This window comes from Desulfobulbus elongatus DSM 2908 (assembly GCF_000621145.1).
Taxonomy (GTDB): Bacteria; Desulfobacterota; Desulfobulbia; order Desulfobulbales; family Desulfobulbaceae; genus Desulfobulbus; species Desulfobulbus elongatus.
This window is the reverse complement of the sequence record NZ_JHZB01000018.1, coordinates 70,485-88,927: the sequence shown is the minus strand read 5'-3', so window position 1 is coordinate 88,927 and position 18,443 is coordinate 70,485. Positions and strand designations below refer to the sequence as shown.

The following is an 18,443-nucleotide window of genomic DNA, read 5'->3' as shown; positions in this document are numbered from 1 at the left end:
TGAAACGGCAGGCCTATGGCTTCAGAAACATGGAATACTTCAAGCTCAGGCTCTACAACCTTCACAACTCCAGGTACCCGTTTGCCGGATGAACCATAAAAATTAATACCGAACCGTATCGTCTGCGACACGATTCTCAATCCTCCTCTGGCGTGCTCCTCTCGGGAAGCAACTACAGCTGATTTTCATTAATGATCCAGAGCAATTCGATGATTATTCACTCGGTTATCAACGGGTCAGCACCACAAACCTTCTACAATCCGACGGGACAAACGCGGAAAGTCACTGACGACCGGGCATACCGGGAAAACAAGGCGTATCCAGCTTCCAAATGGCAAAGTGCCCCAAATCGCCATTCTTTCTTTAGTGCCGTGAGCCAATATCGCGGTCTTCATGATTCCCAGATAGAAGCCGTGTTAGTTCATCACAATTTGTCAAACGATTATTTTGAACTGTAAACTGGGCGATTACTTTTACCTGTATGGTCGAACCATCTTTTTTGTTTGCGGTTACGATGTGATTGGTGAAAACCGTATCACCATCCTCGGCTATTGCGAGAAACTCAACTGATAAAGAAGCGACAACCTGCTTCTGTTTTTCCATATGTTCAATAAATCCATCGTAATCAAGCACTACCCCGTCGACATTCTGTACATATGAAGGGGCAATGTATTTGTCTATGACAGAAACATCGACGACTGGCGACTCAAGAACATCCCTGAACAGGTTGATGACTACATCTTTGGCTGTTTTCTTTTTCAATTCACATCGCTCCTTCAAGGACACACCCAGCAGCATTGACAAGCAAAAATTTTTTCATAAGAACAAGACTAAAGAACACTTGCCGTGAACGGTACACGTCATGGCATCCAGCGCACTACCCTCCTAAAAATCCATCACAAAACTGTAGACCCCTTCCTCCAGGCGGCTTTGCACCTTGAGGGCCGAGTGGTTGAACACCGCCTGCATGCGCTCGTTTTCCCGCAGGACCTCGGCGGTGAAGCCGGCGATGCCGTTGCGCTTGGCGATCTTGGTCAGGTGCTGGAAGAGGAAGGTGCCCAGCCCCCTGTTCTGCCAGCCGTCGCGGACCACGAAGGCCACCTCGGCCATGTTGGTCTTCTCGTTGAGGTAGTAGGTGCCGACCGCGATGATCTGCTCGCCGTGCGCTTCCGGAATGGTGCCCACCAGGGCCACGTCGCGGCGGTGGTCGATGTAGACGAAATCCTGGATCTGGCGGGGCGTGAACCGTTGCTGGTGGCTCATGAACCGGTAATAGATGGTCTCCTGGCTGAGGTTGTAGATCAGGTCGCGCATGTGCGGCTCGTCGGTGGGCTTGATCGAGCGGAAGGTCACCTCGGTGCCGTCCTGCATGAGATAGGTGGTGCGGACCGATTCCTCCACCGGCGCCAGGAAGCGGTTGGCGAAGCGGGCCAGGTTGGGCCGCAGGTACTTGGCCTCCACCGCCTCCCGGAACAGCTGTTCCCGGAAATCGGGATGGGCGATGGAGATGAGCGCCATGACCCGCTCCTGGATCGACTTGCCGTGCAGGTAGGCGACGCCGTACTCGGTGACCACGTAGTGCACGCTGGCCCGGTTGATGGTCACCCCGGAGCCGGGTTGCAGGGTGCAGACGATGCGCGACTCGGTGCCCTCCCGGTTGAGCGACGGCAGGGTGATGATCGCCCGGCCCGCTTCCGAGCGGGCGGCGCCGCGGTTGAAATCGATCTGACCGCCGATGCCGGAGTAAAAGCGGCCGCCCACCGAGTCGGAGCAGACCTGGCCGGTGAGGTCGATCTCCAGGGCCATGTTGACCGCCACCATCCGTTTGTGCTTGCCGATGACGTTGGCATCGTTGATGTATTCGGTGGGCCGGAAGCTGAACAGGGGGTTGTCGTTGATGTAATCGTAGAGCTTCTTCGTGCCCATGCAGAAGCTGGCGGTGATCTTGCCCTTGTCGATGGACTTCATCGCCCCGGTCACGGCGCCGGCCTCGACCAGGGGAATGATCGAGTCGGAAATCATCTCGGTGTGGAAGCCGATGTCCTTGCGATCGTCGAGGAATTCCATCACCGCCTGGGGGATGCGGCCGTAGCCGGGTACCCGGCCCAGGCCCAGCTCGATGGTCGAGCCGTTGGGGATGAGCGCCGCGGCTGTGCGGGCGATCTTGCGGCTGATCTCGTTGGGAATCTGCAACTCCCGCTCGAGGATGGGCTTGTCCACCGGCACCAGGATGTCGAGGTCGTGGATGTCGATCTGGGTGTCGCCGTGGGTCCAGGGCATGTTCGGGTTGACCTCGGCGATCACCAGGGAGGCGTTGTCAATGGCGCTGCGGGTGATGTCCACCGAAATGCCCAGGCTCACCTGGCCGTACAGGTTGGGTGGGGTCACCTGGACCAGAGCGATGTCGATGGGCAGGCTGCCGGAGTTGAACAGGCCGGGCACGTCGGAGAGCAGGATCGGGGTATAGTCGCCGAAGCCCTCCTGGATGACGTCGCGGATGTTGGAACTGATGAAAAAGGCGTTGATGGCGAAGCTGTCCGACATCTTCTTGTCGGCGTAGGGGGCGTCGCCCTTGGTGATCAACTGGATGATCTCGACGTTGGACACCGACCGCGCCCGGCCGGTCATGGCCGCGATCAATTCCTGCGGGGCACCGCAGCCGGTGCCGATGAACACCCGGTGCCCGGATTTGAGATGGCTCAGCGCCTGGGCCGGGGTGGCGATCATGTCGCTGTAGATTTCCTGCCAGTCCTTCACATATTCCATGGGTCATTCCTCATCGGATCAACAAACAGGGCGCCGGCGCGCGGCTCAATGCTCCTCGGGGAGCGGCGCGAAGGTCATGCTGGCATCGACCACCACCGGTTCGTTGCCGATTTCGCCGACGATCAGCGGATTGATTTCCAGATCGAGGATCTGGGGAAAGTCGGTGGTCAACTGACTGATGCGCTGCAGGGCCACGGCAATGGCCTGGAGGTCGACCTCCTTGACGCCGCGCTTGCCCTGGAGCAGCTCGTAGGAGCGGGTCGACTTGAGCATCTGCACGGCCTCGTTCTCGGTGATCGGCGCCAGGTGGAAGGTGACGTCCTTCATCACCTCGACGAAGATGCCGCCGAGACCGAACATCAGCATGGGGCCGAACTGGGGGTCGCGGGTCATGCCGATGATCACCTCCAGGCCCTTTTCCGCCATCTTTTCGACATAGATGCCGCCGATGATGGCATTGGGGGCGTGCTTGTTGATGCGCAGCATCATCAGGTCGAAGGAGTCGGCCACCTCCTGGGCGGAGCCGAGGTTGAGGCGGACGCCGCCGAGGTCCGACTTGTGGACGATGGAGGGCGAGATGATCTTGAGCGCCACCGGAAAACCGATGAAGCGGGCGATTTCTACCGCCTCCTCCGGGCTGGTGGTGAGCCGGCCGGGCAGGATGCGGAAGCCGTAGGCCTGGAGGATGTCTTTCGATTTGACCTCGCCCAGCCTGAGCCGGCTGGTCCGCTGCCGCCGGGTGATGATCCGCTCGACCCGCCGCCGGTTGACCGGGAAGCGGACCACGTGCCGGGCCGGCCGATGTTTCCACACGCCGTATTCGTGCATGGCCTTGAGCGCACCCACCGCCCGTTCCGGCGAGTCGTAGAAGGGCAGACCGGCCGCGGCCAGCTCCTTGCGCGAGGGCATGATGTCGCTGCCGCCGAGAAAGGAGGCGATCACCGGGGTGGTCTCGTCGAGGTGGGCGACAATGGCCCGCACCGTGGCTGCCGGCTCGGTCATGTACTGGGGCGCCAGCACCACCAGGATCGAATCGATGTCCGGATCGGCCACGGCGGTGTCGATGGCGGCGGCATAGTGGCGGGGTTCGGCAGCGGCGGAAATGTCGATGGGGTTGTCGATGAAGGCGGTCGCCGGCAGCCGCTCGCGCAACTGCGCCGCCAGCCGCAGACTGAGTGGAGAAACGCTCATGCCTGCCTTTTCCACCGCGTCAGCGGCCATGGTGCAGGCGCCGCCCGAGTTGGTGATGATCAGCACCCGGTCGCCCTTGGGAGTCGGCTGCAGGGCCAGGGCGGTGGCGTAATCGAACAGGGCCTCGAAACTGTCGGCCCGGCAGATGCCGGCCCGCTTGAAGGCCGCGCCGTAGGCGGTGTCCTTGCCGGCGAGCACGCCGGTGTGGTTGGCCGCGGCCCTGGTGCCGGCCACGGTGGTGCCGGCCTTGAGAATCACCACCGGCTTGCGCGAACTCGCCGCCTCCGCCGCCTTGACGAACTTGTCGCCGTCGCTGATGTCTTCGAGGTAGCCGACGATCACCCTGGTCTCCTCGTCGTGGGCCAGGGCTTCGAGGATGTCGACCTCGGTGATGTCGGCCTTGTTGCCGATGGACACCGCCTTCGACACCCCCAGTTCCCGCTCGTCGGCAATGTCCATCATGGCGGTGCACAGGGCACCCGACTGGGACAGAATCGCCAACTGGCCGGCCTGGGGCGAGCGTTTGGAAAAGGAGGCGTTCAGGTTGATGGCGGTGTTGATCACGCCCAGGCAGTTGGGGCCGAGCAGGCGCACGCCGCCCCGGCGGCAGATCTCGATCAGCTCCACCTCGATGAGCCGACCCTGGCGGCCGGATTCCTTGAAGCCGGAGGCCACGACCACCAGGGCACCCGCCCTCTTCCGCACCGCCTCTTCCGCCGCGGCCGGCACCTGGTCCGCCGGCACCGCGACCACCACCAGGTCCACCGGGTCGGGATAGTCCGCGAGCTTCGGATAGACCTTGAGGCCGAAGAGCTCGCCGCCCGCCGGATTGACCGGCACGATCGGTCCCTTGAAACCGCTCTGCACCAGGTTGCTCATGGTGTAATAGCCGACCTTGCCCTCGGTCCTGGCGGCACCGATCAGGGCAATCGACCTGGGCGTAAACAGCTTTTCCAGCATAACAGCCTCTATTCCTTGAATTCGTCGGGAACGTGGATGGTGAAACCGGCGGCTTCGAGTGCCTTGTGCACCGCGCGGATGTTGTAGGTGTTGATGCGGAGGAAGATCATCGCCCGTCCGGTGCTGCCGCCGTCCGTCCGCACCAGGCGGGTAAAGGACACCTGCTTCTCCTCCATCACCCGCACCAGCCGGGACATGGCCTGGGGATCGCCGTTGTCCTCGATGGAAATGAGCACCGAGCCCTTCTCGCCCAGGCCGAACAGGTTGCGGTAGGCGTTCATCAGGTCGGCGGTGCTGAAGATGCCGACCACCTTGTCTTCGTCGCCCACCACCGGCAGGGCGCCGATCTTGCGGGACTGGAAGAGGAGCAGGGCGTCGTCCAGGGTGGCGTTGGGACTGAGGGTGAGGCAGTCGCGGGTCATGAGCACGCTCACCGGCGTGTTGTTGACCTGCTCCTCGACCCGGTGCCGCTCCCTGCTGCGGGCCACGGACGAGGGCCGGGCCGAACGGAGGTCCCGGTCGGAAAGGATGCCCTGAAGCCGGCCCTGTTGGTCGGCCACCAGGAGATGGCGGATATTTTTTTCCTGAACGATGTCGATCGCCTCGGCCACGGTCGTCTCGGGCGTGACCGTGATCGGCAACGGGGTCATATGGTATCGAATAAACATGGCAGTCCTCCCATGATCAACTCTGTGTTCCGGCTGTGCGCCCGCATGCGTCCTGCTCCACCAGCCCTGCCAAATACGCTTCGACGCATTCGCCCAACCGGCGCAGGTTGTAGCCGCCCTCCAGGATGGACACCAACCGTCCCTGGGTGCACTCGGTCGCGATTTCACGGACAAAGACGCCCAAAAGCCGATACAACTCGGCGGTGAAGGCCAGCCCGGACATGTCGTCGTCGCGGTGGGCGTCGAAGCCGGCGGCGACGATCAGGGCCTCGGGTCGGACCTGCTGCACAAACTGGCGGATTTTCGGCAGCAGCCGCATCACCTGCTCCTTGCCGCCGCCGGGCGGCAGAGGCAGGTTGAGGATGGTGCCCCGGCCGGCGCCGATGCCCCGCTCCTCGGCCCAGCCCGTTCCCGGATAGCTGAAGCTGGGGTGTTCGTGGATGGAGATATAGCTGGTTTCGGCCTCTTCCTCAAAGGCGGTCTGGATGCCGTTGCCGTGGTGGGCGTCGAAATCGAAGATGCAGATCCGGCGCCGGCCGTACCGTCGCTGCCAGTACCGGGCCGCGATCACGCAGTTGTTGAAGAAGCAGAAGCCGTAGGGCTGGTTGGGCTCGGCATGGTGGCCCGGCGGGCGGGTCTGGCAGAAGATCGCGCTCCCCGGCCCGGCCTCGGCCAGATCGACGCCGACCAGGCCCGAGCCGGCGGACAGGGTGGCGATTTCGTAGGAATCGTAGCCCACCTGGTTGTCGGGGTGGTCGATGTAGGTCCGGCCGCGCAGCACCAATTCCTCGAAGCGGAACAACCAGCCCTCGGTGTGGAAGGCCAGCAGTTGGTCGCGTTCAGCCGGACGGGGAGGCAGATGGCGGATACGGTTGGCCAGGTCGCCCTCGGCCAGCCGGTCGGTGATCGCCAGCATCCGTTCGGGCGCCTCGGGATGGTCGCTGCCGCCGGTGTCGTGCCGGAGGAATGCCGGCGCGGTGATGATGGTGATGGGCGAATCGCTGTCCATTGCCTCGTTCGTGGTCCTGCCTCGGTGCCGGAAAAGCGGAAAACGCCCCAACGGCAATCCTGCCAACCTTACCGTATTCTTCGGGAAAAACGAAGCGCTATCTTTTGCAGCTCCCCATGGATCCACCGCAGACGGACATCCCCGAGGGCCGGCTTATTTCACCACCAAACGCCGCTCCGGCAGCCGGATGACCTCGCCGCCGGCGCGATGGATCTCGGCAACGACCCGGTGCGAGCCCTGGACCACCGGCCACAGCATCTTCCCTTGATGCGCGGCCGGACAGGCTGTTCCATCCACGAACCAGCGCACCTCGTCATCGGGACGCACGCCGGCAAGGGTAAAGGGAATGGCCTGGGCCGCTCTCGGGATTCTCGCCTCCAGCACCACCTCCATGTCAGGGGTCGGGACCACCATGCGGGGGGGTCCGGTCGGGACCGGTGTCCCCTGCCCTTCGGGACGGGCCAGGGGCACCGTCGGCAGCGGATGCAGGCCATAATGCCGCCGAAGCTCGGCAAAGACCGTGCGGACGAGCAGGGCCGGGCCGGAAGCGCCGGTCATCGCCAGGATCGGCGCGCTCCGATCCAGGTTGCCCATCCAGCTCCCCACCACGAAACGGCCGTCGTAGGCCATGGTCCAGAGATCGTTGCCCTTGGTGGAGGTTCCGGTCTTGACCGCGGTCCGCACCGGAAAATCGAGAATGCTGTCCCGGCCGAACTCGAAACGGCGGCAATCGGCCTCGGACAGGATCATGCCGATGGTGCGCGCGCTCCTTTCAGTGACCACCGGGGTGAACGGTTGGTCCCGGTCGTCCTTGCCCCCGGCGAGCACCGCGACCCGCATCGGCCGCCCGCCCCGGGCCAAGCCGCCATAGGCCTGCACCAACTCAAGCAGGGGGATCTCCGCATTGCCGAGCACCACGCCGTTGCCGTAGACCGCCAGCCCCGCATGCAGGCTGGCGACTCCCAGGCGCCGGAGGGTATCGAGGAAGCGCTGCGGCCCGACGAATTCCAGGGTTCGGATGGCCGGGGTGTTGAGGGAATTGCCCAGGGCATCGGCCAGGGGCACGAGTTCGTGGTAGGTTTCGCTGAAATTACGGTAGACATGGAGGCCGCGCTCCACCGCCTCCGGCACCGGTTCGTCCCGGATCAGGGTCGCCGGGCTCCACCCTGTATCCAGCGCCAGGGCATAGACCATGGGTTTGAGGGTGGAGCCGGGCTGGCGGGGGATGCGCACGGCGTCGAAGCCGGATTCGGGGATAGCCGCGGTCAGTTCGCCGGCCACCGCCCAGACCAGGACCTCGGAGGTGGTGTGGTCGACGACCAGCACCGCCCCATTGCGAAGGCCGGAGCCGGCCAGGTCAACCAACCTTCGTTCGAGGAATTGCTGGGTTTTGTGCTGCAACCCGCCGTCCAGGCTGGTCCGGACCGGACCACCACCGCCCTGGCCGGCGATCCGGTCCTGGGCAAAGGCGACGAAATGGGGCGCCTGTACGGCCAGGTCCGTCCGGGCCCGCGACCAACCCTCCTGGTGGGCCGTCGCCATCTGGTCCGGGGCGAGCATCCCCTGCCGGTGCAGCAGTTCAGCCAGGCCGGCGACCCGGTGGGCGAGCCCCTGCGGTTCCTTGTCCGGGGTCAGCAGGGAGGGCGACCGGACCATGACCGCCAGGGCGAGGAGTTCCTTGGTGTTGAGGGTGGCCAGCGAACGGCCGAACCAGAAGCGGGCGGCCTGGATCACGCCCCGGCGGGAGGAGGCGTAGGGCACCTGGTTGAGATAGAATTCGAGGATATCCGTCTTGGTGAACCGGCCTTCGAGACGCAGGGCGTCCCATCCCTCCAGCCAGCGCGACCAGTAGGTCCGGGGCCGGGGATGGAGGATGCGCACCACCTGTTCGGTGATGGTGCTGGCGCCGCGCACCACCCGGCCGGCCCGCAGGTTCTGCCAGAGGGCATGGATGCGCGCCAGCCAGTCGACCCCACGGTGTCGGTAGAAACGTGCGTCCTCGGCCTGGACCAGGGCGTCGACCAGCAGTGGCGGCGCATCGTGCAGCGCCACCAGATCCTGGCCGTTGAACCGGGTCTGATAGGTGCGGTTGAGCGGGACGCCGTGCCGGTCGGTGAGGGTCGGCGGCGCCGCCCGTCGGACCAGTTCCTGGAGCGAGGTCGCGGGCAGCTCGGCCAGGTCGACCAGGGTGCACCCCAGCAGGACCGCCACCGGCAGCAGCAACCACAGGCCGAGCAGCAGCCCATTGCGCCCGCGTTCAGGGATCGACATGCAGCTGCCCGCTCACCCCCTTGCCATAGACGTCGGCATCGTACATCTCGCCGGCGAACACGGGCAGGACCGTGAAATCGCCTTCGGCGACCGCCTGGGTGGAGTAGGCCAGGTGGTAGTTGCCCGGCGGCAGGTACTCGGCGAAAAACCGGGCGGCATGATGGCGCAGTTCCCGGTGGTTGAAGCCCCAGAACGAGAGGTTGTATGCCTGCCAGTCGGCGAACTGGAACCAGAGCGAACCGCCGGCAAACCGGGCCTTGGCCTTGGCCGCATCCACCTGGGAAGCGGTGGCCAGCTCGGTGTTGACCGGCTCCAGCCCGCCCGGCACCGGATCGTCGACCACCACCTGGGTCCGGGCCGCGGGCAGCCGGAGGAACAGATCGACCCGGACGAGGTCGCCGCGCCTGACCCGATCGTCCCGGCCCAAAAGCCGCCAGCCACCGGTGGCCTTGTCCTCGACCGAGTATTCCCGGAGGATCTCCATGCCGGCGTTGACATTTTTTTCCTGGTCCTCCCTGGTGGCGTACCGCATCACCGTGGAGTAGTAGAGCCGGCCCTCTCCTTCCTTGAAGATGGCCACGGTCTTGCGCTGGCCGGGATCGGAATCGTTGATCGGCCGCGTCACCACCAGGGGCTTGTCCGTGAACGAGCGGATGGACCGGCCCTGTTCAACCCCCTCGTCCTCGAAGACGACCTTGGCCACGAAATTGGGCGGTGCCTGCTCGTACTGCCGGGCATAATCGACCAGCGCGTTCAGACAAAACATGTTTTCCTGCGTATTTTCGAAATGATCCCGATGACCGCGCATGGTTTTGACGGTGCGGGCCAGCTTGGTGGGTATGTCCTGCAACACCTCCGGCCCTTGCGGGGTCTTGGCCAGTTGCATCAGGCTGGAAAGCACGGCGCAGTTGGTTCGCGGCACCGAGGCCAGCATCCGGGAAGAGCCGTCGTCGAGCTGTTCGTTGAAGACCAGCCGACCACCGGTTTCATTGATGCTGCCCAGGATCATGTCGGTGATCCTGTGGACAAGCTCTTCGTGGCCCCCGAGATATAACGCCGCGCTCAGCATCTGGCTTTTGCCGAAGAGGTCCATCTGCTCCAGATGCTGGCCATGACGGGTGAGCATGTCCGCGTCGGCCTGACCCCATCGGGCCAGCGCCGCCAGGGCCACGGCCCGTACCGAAGAGGCCATTCCGTCGGTATAAAAGGTGGGCAGCACGTCGGTGCGCAGCATCTCCTTGAGATAGCCGGTCAGCTTGGCCCGCACCACTGTGGGGGGCTTGAATCCCAGGTTGTCGAGCTGCGCGAACCCCAGGGCGGTATAAGCGGAAAGATACGGATCGACCCGCTCGTTTTCGGGCTTGAAAAAGGCCATGCCGCCGTTGGGGGCCTGAAAATCCCTGGCCCCGTTCAGGGTCTCGGCAATGACGGCGTCGGTTCCTTCCCAGGCGAAATCCGCGGCCAGGTAGGGACGCACCGCCTGGTAGGCGGCGGCCATGACCGCCCGCGACAACAGTTGTTCCCAGCAACCGTACGGATAGTGTTGCATGAAACGGAAGGCGCCTTCGAGGTCGCCGATGACCGTCGGACTGAGGCTGACCGAGACCTCGCCGGCATCGGGCCGGATGTGCCCGGGAAAGAGCAACGGCTGCCTGATCAGGGCCTCGGTGATGGTGCCGTAGTCGGCGCCGACATCGAAAATGGTGCGCTTGAGCACCGGCACATGGTGGCGCAGGCCGTCGCCGTCGAGGGCGTCGCCCGCGCTGACCGTCAGGTCGATCCGTCCCTGTTCCGCCTGCCGGTCGACCGGCACCTTGCCCGCGAGCAGGGGGTATTTGATCGACTTGCGCTGGAAGGGCGCGAGCTCCACCTGCTGTTCCTGGGCAGGCGATGGGGCCGCCAGGGTGCCCTGGGCCCCGATCCGCACCTTGACCGTCCGGTTCTCCGGGCTGCGGTTCATGACCGTGAAGGCGGCGGTGAACCGATCGCCCTCCAGTACCTGGTTGGGCATGGCCGGCTGGATTTCGGTGAGCCGGTTGACCTTGAAGGTGTGGGTACCGAGGCCGAGATGATCGGCGGCATCGACGGCCAACACCAGGATGCGCCAGCCGGTGAGGTTGTCCGGTGCCTTGAAGCTGAGGGAGGCCTTGCCTCGATCGTCGGTAAGCAGGGCGGGCTGCCAGAAGGCCAGCGGCTTGAGGTTGGAACGGAGCTTGTCGGCCATGCCGCCGTCGCCGCCCGGATCGTCCCCCTTCATCGTCGGCTCCGGCGGCGCATGGGTGACCAGCCCCTTGAGGATGTTGTAGTTGGCGACCGTGTCGAGCCGCACCCAGTACATGCCCTTGAATGGATCGAAGTAGTCCAGGCCGCCCTTGATCAGCTCATAGACCGCCTCGTCGAGCACGGCCACGGCCAGCTCCATTGTTCCGGCCGGCGCGCCATCGCCGGGCACGACCCGCACCTCGGCCCGCACCTCCTCGCCCGGCTTGTAGGTGTCTTTATCGGTTGTGATTGCGCAATCGAGGCGGTGTCGTTTCCCTGCCGCCTCCATCCGGGCAGAGCCCATCCGCCATTCGGGCTTGCCCTGGTCGTAGCTGCCGTCGATCTCGCGGGTCTCGGTCCGGGGGGCGAAAACCACCACCGACAGGCCAAAGTTGGGGACCATGTCTTCGCTCACCGGAAAGGTGATCCGGGGCAGGCTGCCGTCCAGATCCTCGACCCAGCTCTTGACGATGCCCTTGCGCTCGATGGTGACCAGGGCCTTGCTGCGGGGATAGGGGTTCTTCACCAGCACCTGGGCCGTTTCGCCGACCGCGTATGTGGTCTTTTCCACCACCAGATCCAGGGTGTTGTCGTCCTTGTTCCCCCAGGCAACGGCATCCGGCCCGGTGACCCAGAGGTTCCAGGTGGTCCGATGCTCACGGCCCTGGCTGTCGCTGACACGCAAGGTCAGTTCGTGCTCGCCGGTGGCGTTGAAGACCATGGCAAAGTCCTGGCCGGTTGTGCCGGAGACGAGTTCCTGGCTGTCGCCATCGGCCACCATTTCGGTGTCGGCGCGAGTGAACAGGGCCTCGCCCGCACCCCTGGCCTTGAAGGCGGTGATCCGGGCGTTGGCCGAATCGACCGCGACCCTGGCCCCTTCCACCGGCAGGCCGTCGCGGTCCACGACCACGAACCGGAAGGTCTGCGGCTGGCCCGCGGTGACGACAAAGCCCGTCCTTTTCAGGCCGACGAAGCGATCCACCCCGAAATAGCGGGCCGTGGCCATGTTGGCGATCTTCTTGCCCCGGTCGTCCTCGACCGCGCTCTCCACCATCAGGGTGCCGGAGCCGATGTCGCCGCCCTCGGCCTTGATCAGGACGGAGGTCTTGCCCTCCTGATCGAGCGTGCCCGTGCTCTCCAGCAACGACACCTCGCCGCAGCCGACCCGCGGGTTGCACCAGGGGCTGCCGAAGGAATACTCCTTTGAGGCCGGATGGGTGGAAACAAAGGGGGCACCGACGATGCGGACGGTATAACGGTTGGTGGCGGCGGTAAAGGGCCCGCCGCTGTGGAGGGTGGCCGCGGTCTCCACCCGCACCTCTTCGCCGGCCCTGTAGACCTCCCCGTTGAGGGTGGTCCGGACCCTGAACGAGGCCGGGACAAAGTCGGCGACCAGGAAGGCGACCCCGGTGCCGAGCCCCTGCTTGGCCGTATTCTTGAGCGTGATGCGATAGCGGCCGGCCGGGCTGGTGACACCGGTCGGGAACACACCGGCATAGCTGCCGAAGGCGGACAGCTCGATGTCCTTGGCTTCAACCACAGTATCTGCCGGATCGCGGATTTCGAGGGTAAAGGTCTTCTGTTCGGGCACCGCCACCCCGAAACTACCCATGGCCCGGACGTAGAGCTTGTACTGCACCTCGGCCCCCGGCTTGTAGACCCCTTGGGCGGTGGTGCCCCAGACGCGGAGATCGCCGAAGAAATCGGCGTCGTCGTCCGCATATTCATGGAAATCACCCGTCGAAACGGGCAGTAGGGCTAGGTCCCGACCCTTGCTCACCAGAATGTGCAGGACCCTCCGTTCCTCGGGTGCATTGGCGTCGACCCCGGCGAGTACGCCCGGCAGGCTGGCCAGCCCCTGGCCATTGCTCACCACCTTGGCCAGTTCCTCCCGCTTGCCCGCATCGGGCTGAAAAACCCCGCCGCGCACCAGACGAACCTCGGCGCCGGCAACCGGCTGGCCGCTCGCCAGATCGGTCACCCAGACCAGGCTGGAGAAGGCGCCCATCTTGGCATGGACATGGAAGGGAGTGACCTGGGCGGCGACGGTGCTGTGCCCGACGGGTTCACCGTAACCGTCCACCACCCGCTCCGGCTCCAGGGTCCGGATGGTCCCGGCAAAGGCACCGGACTCATCGGCCAACAGCCGGCGCACTCCCAGGACCGAGCGGTTGAACCGGTCCGGCGGGCCGACCAGGGTCAGATCCTGGCCGACCTCGCGCAGGCTGCCATCGGCAAACAGGGCCCTGCCCTCCAGGCGGGCACGGACAAGGTTGGCGAAATAAAAGGAGACATCGGACCTGATCCCCTTTTCCAGCACCGCCGGCAGCCCGCTCCACTCCAGGGTCGGCCGGTACCGGTCAGTGGCGAACCCGACGCGGACATCCGTCGGCAGTATCCGGCCGAAGAGGTCATGCAGGGCCGCGCGCTGCGGGTCGTTGTCCGCCGTTTTTTCCCCGTGCAGGCGCAGGACGTAGTCGGTACGCGGCCGCAGGACCGTGGGTAATGGAACGCCGTACCGGTCGCCCATTTCGTGACTGGTGCCATAGCCGAAGTCCCTGTCTTGCAGTTCTTCCAGCGGGTCGCGATCGCTGTTGCGGTAGCGCAGCGCCGGGCTGATGAACTCCGACGACCTGAGCTGGGCCGGATTGATGGGGGCGGAAAAGAGCAACTCCGGTGGATCGACCGAACAGCGCTCCCGATTTTCCCCGGCATGGAGAAGTATCTCCCCGCCGTCATTGGCGGTGCAGCGGATGCCGAGCAAGGCAAAGGGCGGGAAAGTGGCCCCCTGCATGACCAGCCGGTCCTCGATCCCCGGTTCGGGGCCGAAGGCGGAGCGAAGCCCGGGGCGCACCCGCAACGCATACTCGCTCTCTTCCGGGATCGCGGTTTTGGGCCGGACATTCCAGTTGAGCCTGGCCTCGTCGGTGGTCGTGCCCGCGGCCACCGGCTCGTCCTCGACTTTTCTGTTCGTCCGGACCCTGAGCGGCTGTTTCTCCAAGGTCACCTGGAGCACCGCCTCACGCGAGAAGCGGGTGGGGCTGGGCGTCACCTCCAGGGGATATCGCGTGCCCTTGGCCTCGATATACAGTGACTCCGCCACCGACTGCCGGGTCACCTGCTGGTTGAAGCGGACATTGATAATGGGGACGCCCGGCGCCTGCCATCCGCGCACCGCCGTGCCGGAATCGAACTCCAGTCTGCAGCTCTTCACCCTGGGCCTGGCGGTGACAAACTCGTGCTCCATCTTCTTGGCGATGGTTCGCCCCGCTTCATCCCGGATGCCGGGATGCACCTGCACCCGGTAGCGGGTCGCGGGGATCATGTAATCCTTTTCGTCGAGGTTGCAGGCCAGGGCCGAGCGGTTGAGCCAGCGCCAGTGGCAGTTCAGCTCCGGGGCGATCTCCACCGGGATTTCGCTCGCCTCCCGGTCCATGCGGCCGATGGGCACCACCGGCCGGTTAAATTGCAGGACCAGTTGCTGCCGCTGCTCCACATCCTCGCCGCCAGGGGTGATGCGAACAATCCTCAGTTCCTCCTCCCGTGCCGCGGCGGCGGCATCAAAGGACGCGGTTTCCGGAGGCTGCGGCCGCACCGGTTTGTGCATGGCCTTGGCCAATTCCTCGTTTCTTTTACGTATTTCGGCCACCAGACAGGTACGCATCCCGGCCACCTCGTTAGGCAAATCGCCCGTTGCCGGGATGTCGCAGGTGGTCAACCGGGCCTTGAGCCAGGCCCGCTGCGCCTGCAACTGTTCCCGCCGGCTTTCTTTCGTCTCGGCAGCGTTACGTGCGGCCGTGAAGAGCGCCGTCATTTCCTTGTCCAACCCGGCGAGTTGTTCGTCGGAACAAATGAGATGCTCAACGGGCGAAGAGGCCTTGGCGCAGTCGAAACCGGCCTTCAGCGGTGGTTTTTCCTCAGCCACCGGTACCTGCGGACCGGCAAGGACGATTCCGAGAAGAACAATTGCGATCGTTCTTCGAAAAAATATGCGGCCAGACATGATGCACCCTTTCGCTTGGCAATGATGGTGGCTCAAAAAAAATTCGAGACCGGACGATCCGGCAACGACGGTCATTTCCCGTGACGCGGTCGCCTCCGTCGATTTGATTCGATTCAAATGTTCTTACCATGCGGGCATCAAGGCCACAACATCTAAATATTATTAGTATTTATAGGCAAACTTACCTATTTTTTCCCATCACGGCGGGCCGTGTCGGCCCTGGCATCATTTCCGCGTCTATCCGCTTGGGCAACAACGATTCTCTCCGTTGGCCATGCAACAAGAGAAAGAAAATTCGATGGGTTGTGGTATGATACCCTCAATCTGCATCCAGGAGGGAATCGATGCGCGCCGATCCATCCGCCCGGCACCGGGCCACCCGACCATTATTGCATGGAGCATAGCACTGCCGTTACCGACATCCCGCCGCAGGGTGAACCGCAATCGCCCCCGGTCCTGGTGCTTGACGGGGTGGTCAAGACCTTCACCGTGGAGAAGAAGCGGATCGTCGCCCTCGACGACGTGAGCTGCACCGTCCGGCCCGGCATGGTCACCGGCCTGATCGGGCCGGACGGCGCCGGCAAGACCACCCTGATGCGGCTCTGCGCCGGCCTGCTGGCCCCGGACCAAGGCACCCTGCGCGCCCTGGGCCTGGATGCGGTCGCCGAGCCGCTGGCGGTGCAGGCGCGCATCGGCTACATGCCCCAGCGCTTCGGCCTGTACGAGGATTTGAGCGTGCGTGAAAACCTCGACCTCTACGCCGATCTCCAGGGCGTGGCGGCAACGGCGCGGCCCGAACGCTACCGGCAACTGCTGGCCATGGCCGGCCTGGAAGGCTTTCAGGGCCGCCTGGCCGGCCGGCTCTCCGGCGGCATGAAGCAGAAGCTCGGCCTGGTCTGCACCCTGGTGCGGCCGCCGCGCCTGCTGCTGCTCGACGAGCCCACCGTGGGCGTGGACCCGGTCTCGCGGCGGGAACTGTGGCAGATCGTCTACCACCTGGTCGAGGCCGAGGGCATGAGCGTGCTGCTCAGCACCGCCTATCTCGACGAGGCCGAACGGTGCGCCGAGGTGGTGCTCATCCATGGCGGCCGCATCCTCGGCCACGACCGGCCCCAGGCCTTCAGCCGCCAGGTGGACGGCCGCACCTGGCTGGTCCGCGCCCCGGCCCTGGCCAAGCGGGCCCTGCAACGCGCCCTGAGCCGTGAGCCGGCGGTGCTCGACGCCCTCATCCTGGGCACCGCGGTGCGGGTGGTCAGCCGCGACCGCAGGCCACCAGCCCTTTCGACCCTGCCCGCAGCGACAGAGGCCGAGGTGGCGCCGGTGGCGCCCCGGTTCGAGGATTATTTCGTGGCCACCCTCAAGGACGAGACCGCAAACGGGAACAACAACCACATCGCCCTGGGCACGGTCAACAGTCGCACCAACGGCGGCGACGTCATCACCGTCGACAACCTGGTGCGCCGGTTCGGCGACTTCTTCGCGGTCGACCACGTCAGCTTCCGGGTGCGGCCCGGCGAAATTTTCGGCCTGCTGGGCGCCAACGGCGCCGGCAAGACCACCACCTTCCGCATGCTCTGCGGCCTGCTGCCCATCACCAGCGGCGCCTGCACCGTGGCCGGGATGAACCTGCGCACCGCCGCTGCCGCGGCCCGCGCCCGCATCGGCTACATGGCCCAGAAATTCTCCCTGTACGGCAACCTGACCGTGCTGCAGAACCTGCGCTTCTTCAGCAGCGCCTACGGCCTGCGCGGGGCCCGCCGCCGCGATCAGATCGACTGGGCGCTCGCCACCTTCGATCTCGAACCCTACGCCGCCACCGAGAGCCAGGACCTGCCGCTCGGCTTCAAGCAGCGCCTGGCCCTGGCCGTGGCCCTGATGCACGAGCCCGAGGTCCTGTTCCTCGACGAGCCCACCTCCGGGGTCGATCCCCTGGCCCGCCGCGAATTCTGGGCCCAGATCAACAGCCTGGCCGACCAGGGCGTCACCGTGCTGGTCACCACCCACTTCATGGAGGAGGCCGAATACTGCGACCGCCTGGTGATCATGGCCGACGGCCGGGTGCTGGCCGAGGGCACGCCCGAGGAGATGAAGGAGCGCCACGGCGGCGCCCAAGGCCGGGAAGCCACCATGGAAGACGCCTTCATCGGCCTGCTCGAAGCCCATCAACTGACCGGGGCCACCGCATGAAGCCGGGGCCGCTGCTTCGCCTCAGGGGCATGATCCGCAAGGAATGGCTCCAGGTCGTCCGCGACCCGTCGAGCATCGCCATCGCCTTTTTCCTGCCCCTGCTGCTGCTGCTCATCTTCGGTTACGGCGTTTCCCTGGACGCCACGAACATCCGCATGGGCCTGGTGATCGAGCAGCCGGACACCGCCTCGCTCAGCTTCGCCGGCGGCTTCGAGCAGTCGGCCTATTTCGCCCCGGTCCGGCTGGCGTCGATCCAGGAGGCGGAAGCCGCCCTGCGGGCATCGGCCATCGACGGCATCGTCTGGCTGCGCCACGACTTCGGCGCCGACTCTCTCAGTGCCCAGTCGCCGCCGATCGGCGTGCTCGTCAACGGGGTCGACGCCAACACCGCCCGGCTGATCGAGGGTTATGTCCAGGGCATCTGGTTCGGCTGGCTGGAGCAGCAGGCGGAACGGGCCGGCCGGCCGCTGCGCTCGCCGGTGCAACTGGAGCAGCGCATCTGGTTCAACCCCCAGGTGCGCTCCACCGATTTCCTGGTGCCGGGTATCCTGGCGGTGATCATGACCCTGATCGGCGCCCTGCTCACCGCCCTGGTGATCGCCCGCGAATGGGAGCGGGGCACCATGGAATCCCTGCTGGTGACCCGGATTTCGGTCAACGAGATCCTGCTCGGCAAGCTGATCCCCTACTTCATTCTCGGTATGGGCGGCCTGCTCTTGTCCCTGGTCATGGCCCACGTCCTCTTCCACGTGCCGCTGCGCGGCTCGCTCTGGCTGCTGTTCGCGGTCTCGGCCCTGTTTCTCTGGGTGGCCCTGGGCATGGGCTTTTTCATCTCCACCGTCTTCAGGTCGCAGTTCGTGGCCGCCCTGGTGGCCATGATCAGCACCTTCCTCCCGGCCTTCATCCTCTCGGGCTTCATCTTCGACATCCGCTCCATGCCCGCCTTTATCCAGGGCGTGACCTACCTGATCGCCGCCCGCTACTACGTGGCCATCCTCCAGACCCTGTTCCTGGTCGGCAACGTCTGGAGCGTCATCCTGCCCAACGCGGCCGCGCTCACGGCCATGGGCCTCTTCTTCCACGGCCTGGTCTATCGCAAGACCAGGAAACGGCTCGAATAGGTGCT

The 18,443-nt window shown here is 64.9% G+C and carries 9 protein-coding genes; 2 read left to right on the top strand and 7 right to left on the bottom strand.

Going from position 1 to position 18,443, the window contains the following annotated elements:
• Positions 1 to 363: 363 nt before the first annotated feature.
• The 7 genes from Q362_RS0110585 to Q362_RS20205 form a co-directional block, all read right to left on the bottom strand.
• Complete coding sequence (locus Q362_RS0110585) at positions 364 to 762, bottom strand: nuclear transport factor 2 family protein (RefSeq protein ID WP_028318669.1); 399 nt, start codon at positions 760 to 762, stop codon at positions 364 to 366.
• Between the two features lie 123 nt (positions 763 to 885).
• Positions 886 to 2,766 (bottom strand): bifunctional acetyl-CoA hydrolase/transferase family protein/GNAT family N-acetyltransferase, encoded by a 1,881-nt coding sequence (locus Q362_RS0110580; protein ID WP_028318668.1) that lies wholly within the window; start codon positions 2,764 to 2,766, stop codon positions 886 to 888.
• A 45-nt stretch (positions 2,767 to 2,811) separates the two neighbouring features.
• Entirely contained in the window at positions 2,812 to 4,917 is a 2,106-nt protein-coding gene (locus Q362_RS0110575) for an acetate--CoA ligase family protein (RefSeq protein WP_028318667.1), read from the bottom strand.
• An 8-nt stretch (positions 4,918 to 4,925) separates the two neighbouring features.
• Positions 4,926 to 5,585 (bottom strand): CBS domain-containing protein, encoded by a 660-nt coding sequence (locus Q362_RS0110570; RefSeq protein ID WP_028318666.1) that lies wholly within the window; start codon positions 5,583 to 5,585, stop codon positions 4,926 to 4,928.
• A gap of 16 nt (positions 5,586 to 5,601) precedes the next feature.
• Positions 5,602 to 6,594 (bottom strand): histone deacetylase family protein, encoded by a 993-nt coding sequence (locus Q362_RS0110565; RefSeq protein ID WP_028318665.1) that lies wholly within the window; start codon positions 6,592 to 6,594, stop codon positions 5,602 to 5,604.
• A 153-nt stretch (positions 6,595 to 6,747) separates the two neighbouring features.
• On the bottom strand, positions 6,748 to 8,865 hold the full coding sequence (locus Q362_RS20210; RefSeq protein WP_051554109.1) for a transglycosylase domain-containing protein: 2,118 nt from the start codon (positions 8,863 to 8,865) through the stop codon (positions 6,748 to 6,750).
• Entirely contained in the window at positions 8,852 to 15,052 is a 6,201-nt protein-coding gene (locus Q362_RS20205; protein ID WP_169737407.1) for an alpha-2-macroglobulin family protein, read from the bottom strand. Before Q362_RS20205 ends, Q362_RS20210 begins: the two co-directional genes overlap by 14 nt.
• 471 nt (positions 15,053 to 15,523) lie before the next feature.
• Here Q362_RS20205 and Q362_RS0110545 point away from each other — a divergent pair, with 471 nt between their 5' ends.
• A complete protein-coding gene (locus tag Q362_RS0110545; protein WP_051554103.1) occupies positions 15,524 to 17,317 on the top strand; it encodes an ATP-binding cassette domain-containing protein in 1,794 nt (597 codons plus the stop codon).
• Positions 17,314 to 18,438, top strand: a complete 1,125-nt coding sequence (locus Q362_RS0110540) for an ABC transporter permease (RefSeq protein ID WP_028318663.1) — start codon at positions 17,314 to 17,316, stop codon at positions 18,436 to 18,438. Before Q362_RS0110545 ends, Q362_RS0110540 begins: the two co-directional genes overlap by 4 nt.
• The last annotated feature ends 5 nt before the right edge of the window (positions 18,439 to 18,443 follow it).